Source organism: Actinomadura luzonensis (genome assembly GCF_022664455.2).
Lineage (GTDB): Bacteria > Actinomycetota > Actinomycetes > Streptosporangiales > Streptosporangiaceae > Nonomuraea > Nonomuraea luzonensis.
Map to the genome: position 1 here is coordinate 3,147,791 of NZ_JAKRKC020000001.1, position 17,599 is coordinate 3,165,389.

The window sequence follows — 17,599 nt, forward strand, 5'->3', positions numbered from 1 at the left end:
CGGTCTTTATCGGAAGGGGACCCACGCCTGCGCGGCGAGCGTCGCGGCGTCGTTGACCTGCAGCCCGTCCTGGGACAACGTCCAGATTGAGGAGCCGATCACCATGGAGCGTTGAATGCCGGGTTGGTATGGCTGGTCGCCGTTCTGCCGGTGCTCCGGGTGCTTGATCATGCCCAGCCGCTCGACGCCGGAGTCGCCGATTCGCAGCACGAGCGCGCCCGACTCGTTCTGCTGGTACAGCGGGACCACCGACAGGCCGGTCTTCGGCCAGTACAGGAACGCGTGCGGGTCCCACTCGGCCTCCGAGCCGGAGTCCCGCTGGAACAACTGCGACAGCCGGCGCGGCGCGGCCGGGTCGCTGACGTCGAACAGCGAGATCTGCGTGCCCAGCGTGCGGCCCTTCTCGCTGGCCTCCTGCCCGATCCCGATCAGCCGCCCCGCCGCCCCGGGATGCAGGTACGCCGAGTACCCGGTGATCTTCAGCTCGCCGGTCACCTTCGGCGCGGCCGGGTCGCGCAGGTCGAGGGCGTAGAGCGGGTCCACCTGGCGGAAGGTGACGCAGTAGCCCGCCGGGCCGATGAAGCGCACCGAGTAGATGCGCTCGCCCTCGCCCAGGCCGCCGACCTCGCCGGTCCGCGCCAGCGTGCGGGCGTCGAGCACGTGCACCGTGCTGGAGCTGCCGCGCCCGTCGGGGGAGACGATCGTGGTGGCGGCGCGCAGGTGGCCCTCGTACTCCGAGAGCGAGTACTGGTTCAGCAGCCGCCCGGCGACCTTGCCCGAGGCCACGTACGACGGCGCGCCCGGCGCGGTGACGTCGAAGCGGTGGATCTCGGTCTCCTCCGGCGGCGCGGTCGGCGTCGGCGCCGGCTCGCTCGGGGTGGGCTCCTCGGCCGGGGCGTCGCCGCTGGGCTTCGCCGGGGTCTCCTCGACCGGGGCCGGCGGCAGCGGCCACCACCAGCGGGGGTTGCTGGCGACGTACAGGCTGGTGCCGGTGCCGTAGACGATGTCGCCGTCGGCGGCCAGCGCGATCGGGTCGGTGCCCGCGCCGGTCAGGCCCTTCGACAGGTCCAGGGTGTGGACGGTCAGCAGGGACGTCCCCGTGTAGTCGGCCGGGTGGCTGATCCGCTCGCACGGCACCGTGCCGTCCGTGGTGCGGCCCGCGGCGTCGGTGATCTGCACCTTCGGCAGCCACGCCTGCAGCGGGGCCCGGCGGACCGTCTCCTGGTTGGCCTTGAGCAGGTCGGCCTCCGTCGACTTCTCCCCGGGCTGGGGGAACTCGATCTCCGGCTGGCTGCGGGTGACGATCCGGACCGTCGAGCCGACCATCCTCGCGTCCACGTACGTGCCCTGCGGCTTGACCGTGCCGATCACCTTCGGCCGCGCCCCGGCCAGGTCCACCAGCACGTACCGGGTGTCGCCCGCCGGGACCAGGCCGGTCGTCTTGACCATGACGTCGCCGTAGCCGCGGAACAGCACCAGCGCCCGGTCGCCGGACAGCAGCAGGTCGGCGGGCGCGTAGAAGCGCTGGTCCCCCTCGGTCAGGTCGAGCGAGCCCGTCACCTCGCGGGTCGCGGTGTCGACCACGCGCAGGGTGCCGTTCGTGACCGTGACCACGCGGTCGCCGTCGGTCTTGACCAGGTCCGGCTCGTCCACGCCGGCCTCGTGCACGTTCGTCGTGGAGTGCTCGGGGGTCGACTCCGCCTTCGCCACCGACGCGGTGTCCTCCCGCGCCATCGCCATCGGGAACACGTTGCCCAGCCCGTACGCGCTCACGTTGCGCGCCGTGTGCTCGCGCAGCCCCGCCAGCAGGTCGTCGCAGCTCGTGTAGGCCACCAGGCGGACCGCGCCCAGCGAGACCGGCTTCGGCCGGGCGGGCTCGTCCTCGGCCGCCGGGGTGCAGGCGGCCGCCGCCGTCGCCAGCGCGGCGACGGCGGCGGCCGTGCGGATCAACGTCTTCATGACCTCATCACGGGCGGCGGGGCCGGATGGTTCAGGAGCCTCGCTGCGGGTTGACGGTGAAGGCGGGGCTGAAGTCCAGATCGTCCGGCACCTCCAGCAGCTTGCGCAGCAGCGCGCCGGTGAAGTCGATGACCTGGATCTCGTCGGCGTCGTTGTTGTCCTGCTCCCAGCAGTAGAGGTGGGTCTCGTCGTAGAAGCCGAGCACCTTGTCGCAGTCGGAGCCGAACTTGCGCACCCGCTTGCCGGACGCGGTGTCCCAGATGCAGTGGTCGCCGTCGCCGCCGCCCGGGCAGTCGGTGACGAACGACCTGCCGGAGGGCGAGAAGATGTCCTGGGTGCCGGCCGACAACGAGCCGATGCCGGGCAGCGAGCGGGTGGCCTTGCCGTTCAGGTCGAAGAAGCGCAGGCCCTGGTCGTTCTTGCCGCCGTAGACGTTGACCACGCCCTCGTCGTCGGCGTCCCAGCCGAAGGCGGTGTCGCGGACGGCGGTGTCGCTGACGTTGACCGTGGTGGCCTTCTGCGCGGCCACGTCCACGATGACGAAGCCCAGGTAGACCCACTTGTCGGCGCCGGTCTTGCGCTCGATGTTGAACAGGATCTTCGAGCCGTCCTTCGACCAGGCCCGCATGCTGCTGATCAGCGGGGACTTCACGGTCTTGATCGTCGAGCGCTCGCCGGTGGTGCGGTCGGTGACGACGACGAAGTCGTAGTCGTCGGAGCTGTAGTCGCGGCCCCGGCCGGCCAGGTAGCGGCCGTCGGGGGAGACCATGGACTCCCAGTTGCCCGCGTACTTGGTGTACGGGCCGCGCAGGGAGTTCCTGGCGTAGTCGACCCAGTCGTCCTTCTTCTTGTCGTAGACCTCGTAGGAGGTCAGGACGATGGCGTCGCCCGGGTTCTCGTACAGGTGGATGTCGCCGCCGGGGAGCGTCTTCTTCGTGCCGGTGCGCGGGACGTCGGCCACCGGGGCCGGCGTGCTCGGCGTGCTCTGCCGGGGGCGGCCGGAGGAGCCGGTGGGAGAGCCGGTGGGAGAGCCGGAGGCGGCCGTGCCGGTGCCGGCGGACCTGTCCAGGGTGACGATCACGATCACGCCGGCGAGCACCAGTAACGCGACGGCGGCGGTGACGCCGGCGATCAGCGGGCCGCGGCTCCTGCGCCTGGGCTCCTGGGGGCCGCCGCCGTACATGCTGGGGTGGGTGGTCTGGCCGTACGGGGGGTGCGGCGGCTGCCACGGCTGGTGGGGCGGCGGCGGGACGGGGCCGGAGTGGGCGGCGGGCTGGGGGTAGGGGACCGGGCCCGACGCGGGGCCGCCGGGGTACGGGGGCTGCGGCTGGTACGGCCCGGAGGGCTGGGGGTGGTGTTGTGGTCCCGACGGATGGGGAGGCGGCGGGGCCTGGTGCGGAGGGCGGGGGGCGGCCTCGGCGGCGGCCTGGGCGAGGATGCCCGCGTTCGGCGCCGGGTGCTGCAGCAGGCGCATGATCACCTGCTCGGCCGTGGGCCGCTGCGCAGGGTCCTTGTTGAGGCAGGCGGCCACCACGTCGAGCAGCTGGCCCTCCAGCACGCCCAGGTCGGGCTGCTGGTTGAGGACGCGGTTGATCACGGCGGGCATGGTGTCGCTGCCGAACGGAGCCCGTCCCGACGCCGCGAACACCATCGTGGAGCCCCAGGCGAACATGTCGGCGGCCGGCCCGACGGCGTGCCCCATGATCTGCTCGGGCGGCATGTACGACGGCGTCCCCACGACCATGCTGCTGATCGTCGAGGTGGCGTTGAGCGCCCGCGCGATGCCGAAGTCGATCACCCGGGCGCCGTCCGCGCCGATGATCACGTTGGCCGGCTTGAAGTCGCGGTGCACGATGCCGGCCTGGTGGATCGCGGCCAGCGCGGTGGCCGTGCCGATGGCCAGCCGGTGCAGCACCGACCCGGTGCGCGGCCCCTCCTCCTGCACCACGCGGTGCAGCGAGGGCCCCTCGATGTACTCGCTGACGATGTACGGCCGGTCCTGCTCCACGCCGGTGCCGAGGACGGCGGCGGTGCAGAACGGCGCGACCTGCTGGGCCACCTGGACCTCGCGCAGGAACCGCTCCACGCTCACGGCGTCGCCCGACAGGTCGGGCCGCAGCCACTTGACCGCGACCCGGGTGCCCGAGGAGTCCTCGGCGAGGTAGACGACGCCCTGACCGCCCTCGCCGAGCCGGCCGAGGAGATCCAGGCCCCCCAGCCGTTGCGGATCTCCCGGACGTAGCGGAGCGAAGGATGCCATGTAGTGATTCTTGCGCCACCGCGCGGATCCGCAAAAACTACCGGCGGGTAGGCCGGCGGAATATCCTTCTGCCATGCGCGTCACCGCCAGCGGCAGGACACAGGACATCATCTCCCCCTTCACCGGCGAGACCATCGCTGAGCTGCCACTGTGCGACGTCGAGGACGTCGCGGCGGCCTACCGGCGGGCTCGCTCGGCCCAGGCCGCCTGGGCGGCCAGGCCCGCCGCCGCCCGCGCCGAGCCGTTCCTGCTCCTGCACGACGCGATCCTCGACCGGCGCGAGGAGATCCTCGACCTCGTCCAGGACGAGACCGGCAAGGCCCGCAAGCACGCGATGGAGGAGGTCCTCGACGTCGCCGGGTGCAGCCTCTACTACGCCCGCCGCGCCGCGCGCCTGCTCGCCCCGGCCCGCCGCCAGGGCATCTTCCCGGTCGCCACCCGGGTCAGCGAGCTGCGGAGGCCCAAGGGCGTGGTGGCGGTGATCTCGCCGTGGAACTACCCGCTCTCGCTCGGCGTCACCGACACCGTCCCCGCGCTGCTGGCCGGGAACGCCGTCGTCCACAAGCCCGACACCCAGACCGCCCGCTCCACGCTCTGGACCATCGACCTGCTCGCCGAGCTGGGCATGCCGCGCGAGATCTGGCAGGTCGTGCTGGGCGAGCCCGCCGACATCGGCGACGCGCTGCTCGACCACGCCGACTACGTCGCCTTCACCGGCTCCACGCGCGGCGGCCGGAAGATCGCCGAGGAGGCGGCCAAGCGGCTCATCGGCTGCTCGCTGGAGCTCGGCGGCAAGAACCCGATGCTGGTGCTCGACGACGCCGACCTCGACGTGGCCGTCCAGGGCGCGCTCCGCGCCTGCTTCACCAACGCCGGCCAGCTCTGCCTGTCGGCCGAGCGCCTGTACGTGCACGAGTCCGTCTTCGACGACTTCGCCCGCCGCTTCGTCAAGCAGGTCAAGAACCTCAAACTGGGCGCCGGACACGACTGGTCGGTGCAGATGGGCTCGCTCACCTCGCGGCGGCAGCTCGACGCGGTCGCCGCGCACGTGGACGACGCCCTCGCCAAGGGCGCCACGCTGCTGGCCGGCGGGCGCGCCCGGCCCGACCTCGGCCCGCTGTTCTACGAGCCGACCGTGCTCACCGGCGTCACCGAGGACATGGAGCTGTGCCGCAACGAGACGTTCGGGCCGGTCGTCGCGCTCTACCCGTTCGCGGCCGACGACGAGGCCGTGGAGCTGGCCAACGACACGATCTACGGGCTCAACGCCTCCGTCTGGACCCGCGACCTGGCGCGCGGCCGGGCCCTCGCCGCCCGGCTCAACGCCGGCACGGTCAACCTCAACGAGGGGTACGGCTCCGCGTACGCCTCCTACGACGCGCCCATGGGCGGCATGAAGTCCTCCGGCCTCGGCCGCCGGCACGGCGCGGAGGGCCTGCTGCGCTACACCGATGCCCAGACCGTCGCCTCGCAGGCGGGCTGGCTGGGCTTCGAGCCGCCGTTCGACCTGACCGCCGAGACGTGGGCCGGGGTGCTGGCCGGCACGCTCAAGGCGATGCGGAGGCTGCGGCTCCGATGAGCTTCGACGTGCTGGTCATCGGGTCGGGGTTCGGCGGCAGCGTCGCCGCGCTGCGGCTGGCGGAGAAGGGCTACCGGGTCGGCGTGCTGGAGGCCGGCCGCCGCTTCGACGCCGCCACCCTGCCCGCCACCTCCTGGCGGGCCCGCGACTTCCTGTGGGCGCCGTGGCTGGGGCTCAAGGGCATCCAGCGCATCCACGTGCTGCGCGGCGAGCGGGGCACGGGCGTGATGGTGCTGGCGGGGGCCGGGGTCGGCGGCGGGTCCCTGGTGTACGCGAACACGCTGTACGAGCCGCTGGACCCGTTCTTCGCCGACCCGCAGTGGGCGGGCATCACCGACTGGCGGGCCGAGCTCGCCCCCCACTACGACCAGGCCAGGCGCATGCTCGGGGTCACCGTCAACCCCGCCTTCACCCCGGCCGACGAGATCATGGCCAGGGTCGCGGAGAAGATGGGCGTGGGCCACACCTTCCACCTCGCGCCCGTCGGCGTGTACTTCGGGCCGGACGGCGTGGACCCGTACTTCGGCGGGGCCGGCCCGGCACGGCGCGGCTGCGTCCAGTGCGGCCAGTGCATGACCGGCTGCCGCCACGGCGCCAAGAACATGCTCACCGAGAACTACCTGTACCTCGCCGAGCGGGCCGGCGCCCGCGTCCATCCGGAGTGCACCGTCACCTCGGTGCGCCCGCTGCCGTCCGGCGGCTACGAGGTGACGGCCCGGCGCACGGGCTCGCTCACGGCGCGGCGCTCGTTCACCGCCGCGCAGGTGGTCTTCGCGGCGGGCACGTACGGCACCCAGCGCCTGCTCCACAAGCTGCGCGACACCGGCGTCCTGCCCGGGCTGTCGCCCCGGCTCGGCGCGCTCACCCGGACCAACTCCGAGGCCCTGCTCGGCGTCGAGCGCCCGCGCGGCCGCTCCGGCGAGAAGCTGAACACCGGCGTCGCGATCACCTCCTCCATCCACCCCGACGCCGACACCCACATCGAGCCCGTCCGCTACGGCGACGGCTCCAACGCCATGGGCCTGCTCCGCACCCTGCTCGTGGACGGCGGCCAGAACCGGCTGCGCGCCTTCGCCCGCGAGGTCGCCCGGCAGCCGCTGCGCGCCCTGCGCCTGCTCGACCTGCGGCGCTGGTCGGAGCGGACGGTGATCGCGCTGGTCATGCAGGCCAAGGACAACTCGATCACGGTGCGCCGCACCCGCTGGGGCCTCCGCTCCTCCCGGGGCCACGGCGAGCCGAACCCGACCTGGATCCCGGCCGGGCACGAGGCCGTCCGGCACGCCGCCGCCGAGCTCGGCGGGCTGGCCGGGGGGACGTGGCTGGACCTGTTCGACATCCCGACCACGGCCCACTTCCTCGGCGGCTGCGCGATCGGCTCCTCGCCGGAGACGGGCGTCATCGACCCGTACCACCGGGTGTACGGGCACGAGGGGCTGCACGTGGTGGACGGCTCGGCCGTCTCCGCCAACCTGGGCGTGAACCCGTCCCTCACCATCACCGCCCAGGCCGAACGCGCCCTGTCCCTGTGGCCGAACGCCGGCGACCCCGACCCGCGGCCGCCGCTCGGCGCGCCGTACGTCCGGCTCGCCCCGGTCCGTCCCCGCCACCCGGCCGTCCCCGCCGGCGCCCCGGCCGCGCTCCCCCCGGAATAGAGGCCACCGGCGTCGTGTCCGATACAGGCATGAACATCCGTTACGTCGGCGGGCCGACCGCCGTGCTGGAGCTCGGCGGCGTACGACTGCTGACCGACCCCACCTTCGACGCGCCCGGCGACTACCCCATCGGGAACCGCGCGCTGACCAAGACCGCCGGCCCCGCGATCGGCGCGGACGCCGTCGGCCCGGTGGACGCCGTCCTCCTCTCCCACGACCAGCACCCGGACAACCTGGACCGGGCCGGCCGCGCCTACCTGGCCGGCGCGCCCCTCGTCCTGTCCACCGCCTCGGCCGCGGAACGCCTCGGCCCGCCGGTCCGCGCCCTGCCCGCCTGGACGAGCGCCGAGGTGGGCGGCGTGCGGATCACCGCCGTCCCCGCCCAGCACGGCCCCGACGGCACCCTGCACCTGGTGGGCGAGGTGACCGGCTTCGTGCTGTCCGGCCCCGGGCTGCCCACCGTGTACGTCAGCGGCGACAACGCCTCGCTCGACGTCGTCAGGGAGGTGGCCGGGCGGGTGGGGCCGGTGGACGTGGCGTTGCTGTTCGCGGGCGGCGCCCGTACGCCGCTGGTCGACGGCTACCTGACGCTCACCAGCGAGGACGCGCGGGCCGCCGCCGAGCTCCTCGGCGCCAGGGACGTCGTCCCGCTGCACTTCGAGCACTGGGCGCACTTCACGCAGGGCCGCGAGACGGTCGCCGAGGCGTTCGCGGGCCACCCCGGCCGGCTGCACCTTCTCGCGCCGGGCGAGACCACCGGTGATCTACGATCCTCGGCATGAGCGGCACGGACCACTTCGCGGGGGACCCGCGTACCAACCGGGAGCGCATGCTGGCCGGCGACCTCTACATCGCCGACGACCCCGACAGCGCCCGCATCGCGCAGCGGGCGCTGTCGCTGCTGGAGACGTACCGGCTGCAGACCATCGCGGGCGAGCACGAGCTCGCCCGCCGCACCCTCGCCACCGTGCTCGGCACCCTCGGCCCCGACGCCTACGTCAAGCCGCCGCTCTACGTCGACTACGGCGAGAACATCCACATCGGCGCCCGCACCTTCGTCAACTACAACCTCACCGCCCTGGACGTGGCCACCATCACCATCGGCGAGGACTGCCAGATCGGGCCCGGCGTGCAGCTCCTGACCCCCACCCATCCCGTCGAGCCGCAGCCGCGCCGCGACAAGCTGGAAGCCGCCAAGCCCATCACCATCGGCGACAACGTCTGGCTCGGCGGTGGCGTGATCGTGTGCCCGGGGGTCAGCATCGGCGACGACAGCGTGGTCGGGGCGGGGGCGGTCGTCACCCGCGACATCCCGCCCGGCGTCGTCGCGGCCGGCAACCCGGCCCGCGTCCTCCGCCCCCTCTGACCCCCGCCCCTGCCTCCGCCCTGCCTCCGCCCCCACCCCTGGCACCGCCGCGCATCTCCCGCCCCGACCTGCCACCCTTGGACGGGTGAGCTGGAACACCGACGCCTTCGCCACCCTGACCACCCCCGAACAACCCCCCACCCCCCTGATCGACCTCCCCCTCCCAGCCGCCCCCGGCATCCGGCTCCTCCTCAAGGACGAGTCGAAGCAGCCCACCGGCAGCCTCAGGCACCGCCACGCCCGCGCCCTGTTCCGCCGGGCCGTGGCCGACGGCCTGGTGACGGAGGGCACGACGATCGTGGAGGCCACCGGAGGCAACGCCGCCGTCGCCCAGGCCTGGTTCGCGCGACGGCTCGGCCTGCCGTACATCGTGATCATGCCCGGCGAACGCACCGAGGCCCGCGCCCGCGCGGTGGAGGACCTGGGCGGCGAATGCCGCTTCCGCACCCCGCCCCTCGCCATCTACGACGCCGCCCGCGCCCTCGCCGCCGAGCTCGGCGGCCACTACCTCGACCAGTTCGGCCGGGCGACGCCGCACGACCTCGCGGAGGAGCTGTTCGCCCAGCTCGGCGAGCCGCCCGCCTGGGTGGTGACCGGCGCGGGCACCGGCGCCACCTCCGCCACGCTCGGCCGCTGGGCCCGCGACCACGGCCTCCCCAGCCGCGTGGCCGTCGCCGACCCCGACAACTCCGCCTACTTCCCCGGCTGGACCCTCGACACCCCCGACTACGCCACCGGCATGCCCTCCCGCGTCGAAGGCATCGGCCGCCCCCGCGTCGAGCCCGGCTTCCGCCCCGACCTGGTCGACCTGGTCATCCCCGTCCCTGACGCCGCCGCCGTCGCCGCCGCCCGCCACCTCCGCACCCACACCGGTCTCCCCGTGGGCGCCTCGTCAGGCACGGCCCTCTGGGCGGCCCTGGAGTTGGCCGACCGCATGCGCGCCCGAGGCGAGACCGGCACCGTCGTCTCCCTGATCGGCGACGCCGCCCCCCGCCACCTGTCCACGTACCACGACGACACCTGGACCGCCGCCAAGAACCTCGACCCGGCCCCCTACACAGCCGAACTGCACACCCGCACGACCGCCTGACACCCGGCCGGCTCTTCGACGACGGCCGCTCGACGCCGCCGATCCCGCCCGCACCAGGCGGTGCCTGCGATGAGCGTGCAAGGGGGTGGGGGAGGACATCCCCGGATGGCCGGAGCAGCACGGCTGGAAGGTGCGCCTCCGGAAGCGAAACGGCCCGAGCGTCACCGCTCGGCGCTGCCGGACGCCGATCGCCGGCGTTGCGGGCCGGGCCGCCGCACCGTCATGATCATCCATCATGAAATGGCAAGTGATACCCGCGATCGTGCTCGGGCTGACCGCGCTGCCCGCCCCCGCGCAGGCGAGCGCCCCGGACGTGGTGGCGGCCGTGAAGCGGCTGCAGAGCCAGGGCGCCGCGGTGAAGATCTACCAACGGACCAGCGCGGGCTGGCCGGAGGATCCGCGGGTGGAGGCGTTGCCGACGCGGGAGTGCGGGCGGCGGGACGACGCGCCCGTCGTGACGGGGCTGGCGAAGCTGGGCCGGGGCGGGGTGGTGGCCGCCGACGTGCGGCGCAAGGTGGTGACCCAGGAGTGCCCGCTGCGGTTCCTGAAGGAGGACGCGGCCGGCGGTGACCGGCGGGCGGCCGACCAGGTCAAGATCGCCTCGGCGGTGCACCGGGTGCGGGCGGCCGGCGGCCGGCTGTACGTGTCCGGGCCCGCGTACGGCGGCGGCGCCGGATGGCGCGCGCTCGGCAGGGCGTCCGCCGGCGCGGCGCTCTACGGCGACCAGATCATCGACCCCTTCGACGTCGACACCCTGAAGTTCCTCGTCAGGACGGCGACCATCAACCGGGCCGGCCCTCCGCTCCACGACGCCGACAACCGCCGCACCGGCAAGACCTGGGCCTACCGCGGCACGACCACCTTCGCCGCGCTGTTCCGCGCGTCCAAGCCGTTCCGCGACATGCTCGGCGGGCGGCTCGACCCGCAGGTCGGCAGGATCTCGTTCATGTACGGCGTGCACACCGACCTCAGCGGCCGGCCGGTCACGGTCATCACCGTGTGGCGGACGGACCAGGCGCTCCGGATGCGGGGCGCCAAGTCCGCCACCCGCTACAGCTGGGACGTGAAGGCCGCCGTCCCGGCCCCCGCCGCCACCGTCGGCGCCGGGCGTGACCCCTACGGCGACGACCTGCTCGACGCCTTGAAGCTCGACGCCTTGAAGTAGGAGGGCGCCCGAGGACGGGCAGCGCTCAGGAGAGCGGGTGGCTGATCCAGACGTTCGGTTCCACGTACACGGCGTGGTCGTGTTCCGCCTGGCAGCGCACCGGGGTCAGCGCCCCCGGCACCTCCACGTCCCCGCTGCGGTCGAAGGCGAGACCGGTCCAGGAGCGCCACTCCGTGAGCGTGCCCGCCACCACCATCGACCGCGGCGCCACCTTGACGATCTTCCCGCCCGCCCGTACGTGCACCCGCAGCCAGGCGTCGTGCGGCAGGCCGTCGTCGCGGGTGCGCCAGGCGTACTCGGCCATGGGGGTGCGGGGCTCCAGGTGCTTGCGGTTGGGACGGACCGGGGCGACCAGTTCGGCGAAGCCGAGGAGGGCGGCGCGGTCGCGCATGGCCGCCAGCATGATCGCGGACAGGCCCTTGCCCTGCTGGTCGCGGCGGACGCTGATCTCCAGCGCGGAGACGCCGTTCGGGCGCTGCCCGCGCTCGCGCGCCAGCCAGCCGAGCCGGATCACGCCGTCCCAGCCGTCGTCGGGCAGCTCGGCGGCCTCCGACCGGTACGGGATCATGCAGGCTCGCGCGACCGGCCGCCCCGGGTCGGTGTCGTCCTCGGCGACCAGCACGTACTCCGCGTACGTGGTGTCGGCGAAGGGGTAGAACAGGTCGGCCAGCGGGTCGTTGAACACGAACTCCGGCCACGTATGGTCCATCTGCCACACCGCCGGCGCGAGCTCGGGCCGCTCGGCGAGGGTCGTGATCGCAAGGCCCATGCCGATCATTGTCACACCACGCTGGACGGAAACGAGGGTGGTTTTCACCTCTTAATGCGATCTGTACGACGTGCGCTACCGTCGGCCCATGACAGAACTCAACCCCAGGCTGCGCGCGGTCGCCGACCTCATCGTGGCCGAGGCGCGCGAGAACGGCGGCAGGCACGAGTACGACGGCCGCGTCCAGGACCTGTCGCCCGAGGGTGTGCGCGCCGGGCTGGCGCGGCTCGGCGAGGGCGCCGCGCCGGACGACGCGCACGACGCCGAACACCTGCGGGTGTTCGAGGAGAGCTTGCGCTTCCAACTCGGGAAGCTGGAGCTGCACCGCAAGAACCCGCTGCTTCACCTGTCGAACCTCGAACTGGCCTGCTACGACCGCGACTACGCCCCGGAAGAGGAGCGGACGCGGGCCAAGGCCGCCCACCTCGCCCTCTGGCCGGACGCTGTGGACGCCGCGATCGCCTCGCTCGACCAGGTCGCCGCCCCCGTGGCGCAGTCCCTGCTCGGCGCCGTCCAGGGCCTGTCGGCCGGCATCGGCGACCAGGCCGCGCTGGCCGCGCACGGCCGGCTCGTCGCCCACCTCGAACGCGCTGCGGCCGAAGGCGACCCCGACGCCTCCCTCGGCGGCGACGCGCTCAGCAAGCTCATGGGCACCGCCGAGGGCCTGCCCGTGGACCTGGGCCGGCTGGCCGAGCGCGCCGACGCCGAGCGCGACCGGCTCATGTCGCTGCTCGCCGAGGCCTGCGCCAAGCTGGGCCGCGCCGGGCAGCCGCCGCTGGAGGTCGCGCGCGAGCTGGTCAAGCAGCACCCCAGCGCGGACGAGGTCATCGAGGCGGCCCGGATCGGCACCGCCAAGGCGATCGCGTTCACCAAGGAGAAGGACCTCGTCCCGTACCACGACGGCGAATGCCTGGTCGGCCCCGCGCCCGAGTCGCGCAGCTGGGCGATGGCGATGATGGCGTGGAACGCGCCCGGCGAGCCCGAGGGCCCGTCCTGGTACCACATCACCCCGCCGCACCCGTCCTGGCCGCAGCAGGAGCAGGAGGAGTGGCTGGAGGTCTTCAGCCACGCGACGCTGCCCGCGATCAACGTCCACGAGGTCGCGCCGGGGCACTTCTCCCACGGCCGGGCGCTGCGGCGGGCGCCGTCCGAGGTGCGCAGGCTGCTCATGTCGAACGCGTTCATCGAGGGCTGGGCCCACTACGCCGAGGAGCTGTGCGTCGAGGAGGGCTTCGAGCCGGACGACCCGCGCTTCGAGATCGGCGTCTGGCTGGAGGCGCTCATCCGCGTCACCCGCCTCGCCTGCGCGATCGGCGTGCACACCGGGCAGATGACGGTCGAGGAGGGCGCGCGCCGCTTCGAGTCCGACACGCACCTGCTCGGGCCGGCGGCGCTGTCGGAGGCCCGGCGGGCCACGTTCGACCCGACCTACGGCCGCTACACCTGGGGCAAGCTGCTCATCCTCGACCTGCGGGAACGGGCCCGCAAGGAGTGGGGCGCGGGCTTCACCCTCCAGCGCTTCCACAAGGAGCTCCTGCATCTCGGTTCGCCGCCCCTGGGCCTCATGGAGGCCATCCTGTAGCGTCGGGCGGGTGCGGGAGCTCGCCGGCAAGGTGGCGGTGGTGACGGGCGCGGCCAGCGGGATCGGCCGGGCTCTGGCGCTGCGGTTCGCGGCCGAGGGCATGACGCTGATGCTGGCGGACGTGGATCACGGCGGGCTGGCGGAGACGGCCGCGTACGCGAGGGAAGCCGCCCGGTCATGGGCGGCTGCCCAGACGCCGGCGGCCGCCGACACGCGGGCGGCAGGCAGGCGTGGGTCTGCGGGTAGTGGGTCTGCGGGTAGCGGGCTCGCGGGTAGTGGGCTTGCGGGGTGGGCGGACGGTCGCGCGGCCGGTGAGGTGCGGACGCAGATCACCGACGTCTCCGACGCCGCCGCCGTGGCGCACCTGGCCGACCGTTGCTTCGGCGAGCTGGGCGCCGTCCACGTCCTGTGCAACAACGCGGGCGTCTACCAGGGCGGCCACATGTGGACGCGCACCGAGGAGGACTTCGCCTGGCTGCTCGGCGTCAACCTGTGGGGCGTCCTGCACGGCATCCGGGCCTTCGTCCCGCGCATGATCGAGCAGGACGTGGAGGGGCACGTCGTCAACACGGTGTCCGTGGCCGGGCTGTCGGCCGCGCCCGGCTCCGGCGGGTACGCCGTCAGCAAGCACGCCGCCCTGGCCGCCTCCCTGGCCCTGGCCCAGGACCTGGCCGCCGCCGACGCCAAGCTCCGGGTGACCGCGCTCTGCCCCGGCGCGGTCCGTACCCGGATCGCCGACTCCGCCCGCGTCCGTCCGCCCACCCTGGCCACCACGCCCGGGCCGGACGAACTGGACGCCCGCGAGCACGTCAGCCGGCGGGCCGAGCGCGGCATCGACCCGGCCGAGGTCGCCGAGCTGGCGGTGGCGGCCATCCGCGAGGAGCGGTTCCTCGTGCTGACGGACGCGGCGCACGCCGCCCGCCTGCACCGCCAGTACGAGGTCCTGCTGCGCGGCGGCCTTCCGCTCCAGCGCTGACCGGACGACTGACGGCCACCGGGCCGCCGAGCCGGGCGGCCGGGCGTCAGGGTCGGTGGCGCCTCCGGTAGGCGCGCTGGCGGCAGGCGCGCGAGCAGTAGACGCGGGGGCGGCCCGACGGGGCGGGGTCGAGCGCGGCCCCACACTCCGCACAGGGCTCCGCACCGGACGACGGGCCGCCTCCCGTACCGGACTCCGGGCCCCCTCCGGCACCGGACCCCAAGCCCGGCTTCGGGCTGGGCTCCGAGCCCGGCTTCGGGCTGGGCTCCGAGCCCGGCTTCGGGCTGGGCTCCGAGCCCGGCTTCGGGCTGGGCTCCGAGCCCGGCTTCGGGCTGGGCTCCGAGCCCGGCTTCGGGCTGGGCTCCGAGCCCGGCTTCGGGCTGGGCTCCGAGCCCGGCTTCGGGCTGGGCTCCGAGCCCGGCTTCGGGCTGGACTCGCGGCCCGACTCCGGGCCGGACTCCGCACCCGACTTCGCGAGTGGCTCGCGGCCCGACGACTTGGGGCTGGGCTCCCGGCCCGGCTGCGCGATGGGCTGTGTGCCGGTCTCCGGGGCCCGGCCTCCCTCGGATCCTTCCCGTGGCGTACCGGCCGCAGTTTCGTCACGGCTTTCGTAACGCTCGCGGATGAGGGCTTCGACGCCGTCGAGCAGGCGGCGCAGGCCGAACTCGAAGGAGTCCTCGGGGTGGTCCCAGCCGCCGGCCGTCCACAGGTGGGAGAGGGCGGGGTAGCGGTCGAGGCGCGCGTACAGGGAGTCGCGCCCGCCCCACCACTCCTCCTCGGACACGCCGCTGCGGCGCTCCTCGCGCTGCGTCTCGACCAGCAGCAGGGCCTCGGCGTCCACGAAGCGGCCGACCAGGCCGACGACCGCGATCACCTCGGACGGGGTGAGCGGGGTGCCGAGGAGCGTGCCGAGCATGTAGTCGTAGTGCGCCACGGCGTTGGGACCGGGCAGGTGGCGGGTGCCGCGTATCTCGGCGAGCCAGGGGTGCCGCTGCCGGATCGCCCACGCCTGCCGCGCGACGCCCTCCAGCCGTTCCCGCCATCCGACGCCCCCGCCGCCACCCCCACCCCCACCGCTGCCTCCGCCGACCCGCCCGTCGCCGCCCCCATCACTGCCCCCACCGGTGCGCCCGTCGTGGCCGTCGTGGCCGTCGTGGGGGCGCCGGACGTCGGCGTGTTCGGCCAGGACCTCGTCGCGCATCAGGTCGACGAGGTGATCGCGGCTCGGCACGTGCCGGTAGAGCGACATGGTGGTGAAGCCGAGCCGGTCGGCGACCTTGCGCATCGACAGGCCCGCCAGCCCCTCGGCGTCGGCCAGCTCGACGGCGGCCCGGACGATCCGTCCCACGCTGAGGCCGGGGCGCGGCTCCCGCTCCTCCTCCTGCCGCCACAGCAGCTCGATCCCGCGATCGGGATCACCCCCCGGACGTCCCGCCATTGCCGCCTCCCTTGTTTATGGTGTACTACTACGTGTACACCGTAAACAGCAAAGGTGGTGGAGATGTTCCACGTCCAGGTAGCTCCATGGGGTGACGACTCCGCTGACGGTTCCCCCGCGCACCCGTTCGCCACGCTCGGACGCGCGCTCGCGGCGGCCAGGCAGGCCCCGGGCCCGGCCGTCGTGTCGTTGCGCGGCGGGACGCACGTGCTGACCGAGCCGCTGCGGCTCACCGAGGCCGACTCCGGTCTCGTCCTCCAGGCCCACGCGTACGGCACCGCCGGCCAGGAGGCCCCGATGATCAGCGGCGGCCGGACGATCACCGGCTGGCGCGTGGCCGGCGGCGTCTGGACGGCCGACGTCGGCGACCTCGACACCCGCCAGCTCTACGTGGACGGCCGCAGGGCCGCCCGCGCCTCGATCGACGCGCTGCCGGGCGCGGCCCGCGCGACCGACACCGGTTACGTCACCGACGCCCGGCTCGCCTGGCAGAGCCCGCAGGACGTGGAGTTCGTCCACCGCGGCGTCTACCCCTGGTCCGAGGCACGCCTGAAGGTGGCCGGCGTGACCACCGACGACGGCTCGACCATGATCACCATGGCCCGCCCCGCCTTCGACCGGGCGCTGGAGCTGTACAACTCGACGTGGGCCGGCACGACCCAGCGCGGCCCCGGCCTGCCCACCCGCATCGAGAACGACCCGAGCTTCCTGCGCGAGCCCGGCACCTGGGTGCTCGACCGCTCCCGCCCCGGCCGGCACGTCCTGCGTTACCTGCCGCGGCCGGGCGAGCACCCGGAGCGCACGGCGGTCGTCGCGCCCGCGCTGGAGCGGCTGGCCGGCGTCGAGGGCGCGCGGCAGGTGACGTTCCGAGGGCTGGTGTTCGCCGACGCCACCTGGCTGGGCCCCGAGCAGGGGTTCGTGCACTACCACGGCAGCGGCTACTACGAGGGCGGCGGCGTGGCGACGGCGGTGCTCGGCGAGGGGGCGTCCGTGACGTATCCCACCGCGTCCGTGACGATTCCCGCCTGCGTGGCGATCGACGACGCGGACGCGGTGGCGGTGGAAGGATGCCGGTTCACCCGACTGGGGGCCTCCGGGCTCAGCATCACCGGCGGCTCGGAGGTCGCGGTGCGCGGCTGCACGTTCGACACCCTGTCCGCCGGCGGCGTCGTGGTGACCGGCGGGCGCGACGTCGCGATCGAGGACAACCTGGTGCGCCACATCGGGCTCGACCACAGCGGCTCGCCCGGCATCGCCGTCACCGCCGCGCACGGCTGCCTGATCGCCCACAACGAGGTCACCGACGTGCCGCACTGCGGCATCGTCGTCGGGCCGGGAAGGGGCGCCCAGATCCTGCGCAACCGCACCGCCGACACCATGCGCGTGCTGGCCGACGGCGGCGGCGTCTACCTGAGCGGGGTGCAGGGCGGCTCGTTCGAGGACGGGGCGGTGGTGCGGGGCAACGTCATCGAGGACACGCGGACGCCGTACAACTTCGGCCTCTACCTCGACTACGGCGCGGCGTGGGCGACGGTGACGGAGAACGTCGTCGTGCGCGCGGACAACACCGCGGTGCTGCACGTCGGGCCGCCGCTGGAGCACGTGGTGTTCCGCGGCAACATCTGGGACGCCGACCCGCTGGGCCACGACAGCCCGCCGGACGGGGTCACGTACGAGGACAACCGCACCATCAAGGACGCGAGCGAGCTGGCCGCCGCCACCGCCGCCATCCGCGCGCGGGCAGGCCGCCGCCGCTCCTGAGC

Annotated in this window: 13 protein-coding genes; 9 read left to right on the forward strand and 4 right to left on the reverse strand. The window is 74.1% G+C overall.

The genetic code is table 11. From position 1 onward, the window contains the following. Positions 1-6 precede the first annotated feature (6 nt). Both MF672_RS15430 and MF672_RS15435 read right to left on the reverse strand, forming a co-directional pair. Positions 7-1,959: a beta-propeller domain-containing protein gene (locus MF672_RS15430; protein ID WP_242372028.1), complete on the reverse strand. Its 1,953-nt coding sequence runs from the start codon at positions 1,957-1,959 to the stop codon at positions 7-9. 31 nt (positions 1,960-1,990) lie between these two features. Beyond that, entirely contained in the window at positions 1,991-4,219 is a 2,229-nt protein-coding gene (locus MF672_RS15435) for a protein kinase domain-containing protein (RefSeq protein ID WP_242372025.1), read from the reverse strand. 73 nt (positions 4,220-4,292) lie between these two features. Here MF672_RS15435 and MF672_RS15440 point away from each other — a divergent pair, with 73 nt between their 5' ends. The 6 genes from MF672_RS15440 (at position 4,293) to MF672_RS15465 (ending at position 11,071) form a co-directional block, all read left to right on the forward strand. After that, positions 4,293-5,798, forward strand: coding sequence for a succinic semialdehyde dehydrogenase (locus MF672_RS15440; RefSeq protein ID WP_242372024.1), 1,506 nt, complete (start codon positions 4,293-4,295; stop codon positions 5,796-5,798). Next, positions 5,795-7,450: an FAD-dependent oxidoreductase gene (locus MF672_RS15445; protein ID WP_242372022.1), complete on the forward strand. Its 1,656-nt coding sequence runs from the start codon at positions 5,795-5,797 to the stop codon at positions 7,448-7,450. The genes MF672_RS15440 and MF672_RS15445 overlap by 4 nt, the downstream gene beginning before the upstream one ends. 29 nt (positions 7,451-7,479) lie before the next feature. Continuing rightward, the gene (locus tag MF672_RS15450; RefSeq protein WP_242372020.1) at positions 7,480-8,232 is read left to right on the forward strand and encodes an MBL fold metallo-hydrolase; all 753 of its coding nucleotides are present in this window, start codon (positions 7,480-7,482) and stop codon (positions 8,230-8,232) included. Further along, entirely contained in the window at positions 8,229-8,816 is a 588-nt protein-coding gene (locus tag MF672_RS15455) for a sugar O-acetyltransferase (protein ID WP_242372018.1), read from the forward strand. Before MF672_RS15450 ends, MF672_RS15455 begins: the two co-directional genes overlap by 4 nt. 85 nt (positions 8,817-8,901) lie before the next feature. Beyond that, a complete protein-coding gene (locus tag MF672_RS15460; protein WP_242372016.1) occupies positions 8,902-9,906 on the forward strand; it encodes a PLP-dependent cysteine synthase family protein in 1,005 nt (334 codons plus the stop codon). A gap of 235 nt (positions 9,907-10,141) precedes the next feature. Further along, positions 10,142-11,071 carry a hypothetical protein gene (locus MF672_RS15465; RefSeq protein WP_242372014.1) on the forward strand — a complete coding sequence of 310 codons (930 nt, stop codon included), beginning with the start codon at positions 10,142-10,144 and terminating at the stop codon, positions 11,069-11,071. Between the two features lie 25 nt (positions 11,072-11,096). On the opposite strand, the gene MF672_RS15470 is transcribed toward MF672_RS15465, so the two are convergent. Beyond that, positions 11,097-11,840, reverse strand: coding sequence for a GNAT family N-acetyltransferase (locus tag MF672_RS15470; RefSeq protein WP_242372013.1), 744 nt, complete (start codon positions 11,838-11,840; stop codon positions 11,097-11,099). A gap of 88 nt (positions 11,841-11,928) precedes the next feature. Between MF672_RS15470 and MF672_RS15475 the strand changes: the two genes are divergently transcribed. Next, positions 11,929-13,422 carry a DUF885 family protein gene (locus MF672_RS15475; protein WP_242372012.1) on the forward strand — a complete coding sequence of 498 codons (1,494 nt, stop codon included), beginning with the start codon at positions 11,929-11,931 and terminating at the stop codon, positions 13,420-13,422. Positions 13,423-13,432: 10 nt separating this feature from the next. Beyond that, positions 13,433-14,398, forward strand: coding sequence for an SDR family NAD(P)-dependent oxidoreductase (locus tag MF672_RS15480; protein WP_242372011.1), 966 nt, complete (start codon positions 13,433-13,435; stop codon positions 14,396-14,398). 46 nt (positions 14,399-14,444) lie between these two features. On the opposite strand, the gene MF672_RS51360 is transcribed toward MF672_RS15480, so the two are convergent. Then, entirely contained in the window at positions 14,445-15,836 is a 1,392-nt protein-coding gene (locus MF672_RS51360; RefSeq protein ID WP_308210499.1) for a TetR/AcrR family transcriptional regulator, read from the reverse strand. A gap of 63 nt (positions 15,837-15,899) precedes the next feature. Here MF672_RS51360 and MF672_RS15495 point away from each other — a divergent pair, with 63 nt between their 5' ends. Beyond that, positions 15,900-17,597, forward strand: coding sequence for a right-handed parallel beta-helix repeat-containing protein (locus tag MF672_RS15495; protein WP_242372010.1), 1,698 nt, complete (start codon positions 15,900-15,902; stop codon positions 17,595-17,597). Positions 17,598-17,599: the final 2 nt, after the last annotated feature.

Coding starts and splice junctions, on each gene's coding strand:
- MF672_RS15430 (WP_242372028.1), bottom strand. CDS start 1,959: ATGAAGACGTTGATCCGCACGGCCGCCGCCGTCGCCGCGCTGGCGACG.
- MF672_RS15435 (WP_242372025.1), bottom strand. CDS start 4,219: ATGGCATCCTTCGCTCCGCTACGTCCGGGAGATCCGCAACGGCTGGGG.
- MF672_RS15440 (WP_242372024.1), top strand. CDS start 4,293: ATGCGCGTCACCGCCAGCGGCAGGACACAGGACATCATCTCCCCCTTC.
- MF672_RS15445 (WP_242372022.1), top strand. CDS start 5,795: ATGAGCTTCGACGTGCTGGTCATCGGGTCGGGGTTCGGCGGCAGCGTC.
- MF672_RS15450 (WP_242372020.1), top strand. CDS start 7,480: ATGAACATCCGTTACGTCGGCGGGCCGACCGCCGTGCTGGAGCTCGGC.
- MF672_RS15455 (WP_242372018.1), top strand. CDS start 8,229: ATGAGCGGCACGGACCACTTCGCGGGGGACCCGCGTACCAACCGGGAG.
- MF672_RS15465 (WP_242372014.1), top strand. CDS start 10,142: ATGAAATGGCAAGTGATACCCGCGATCGTGCTCGGGCTGACCGCGCTG.
- MF672_RS15470 (WP_242372013.1), bottom strand. CDS start 11,840: ATGGGCCTTGCGATCACGACCCTCGCCGAGCGGCCCGAGCTCGCGCCG.
- MF672_RS15475 (WP_242372012.1), top strand. CDS start 11,929: ATGACAGAACTCAACCCCAGGCTGCGCGCGGTCGCCGACCTCATCGTG.
- MF672_RS51360 (WP_308210499.1), bottom strand. CDS start 15,836: ATGGCGGGACGTCCGGGGGGTGATCCCGATCGCGGGATCGAGCTGCTG.
- MF672_RS15495 (WP_242372010.1), top strand. CDS start 15,900: ATGTTCCACGTCCAGGTAGCTCCATGGGGTGACGACTCCGCTGACGGT.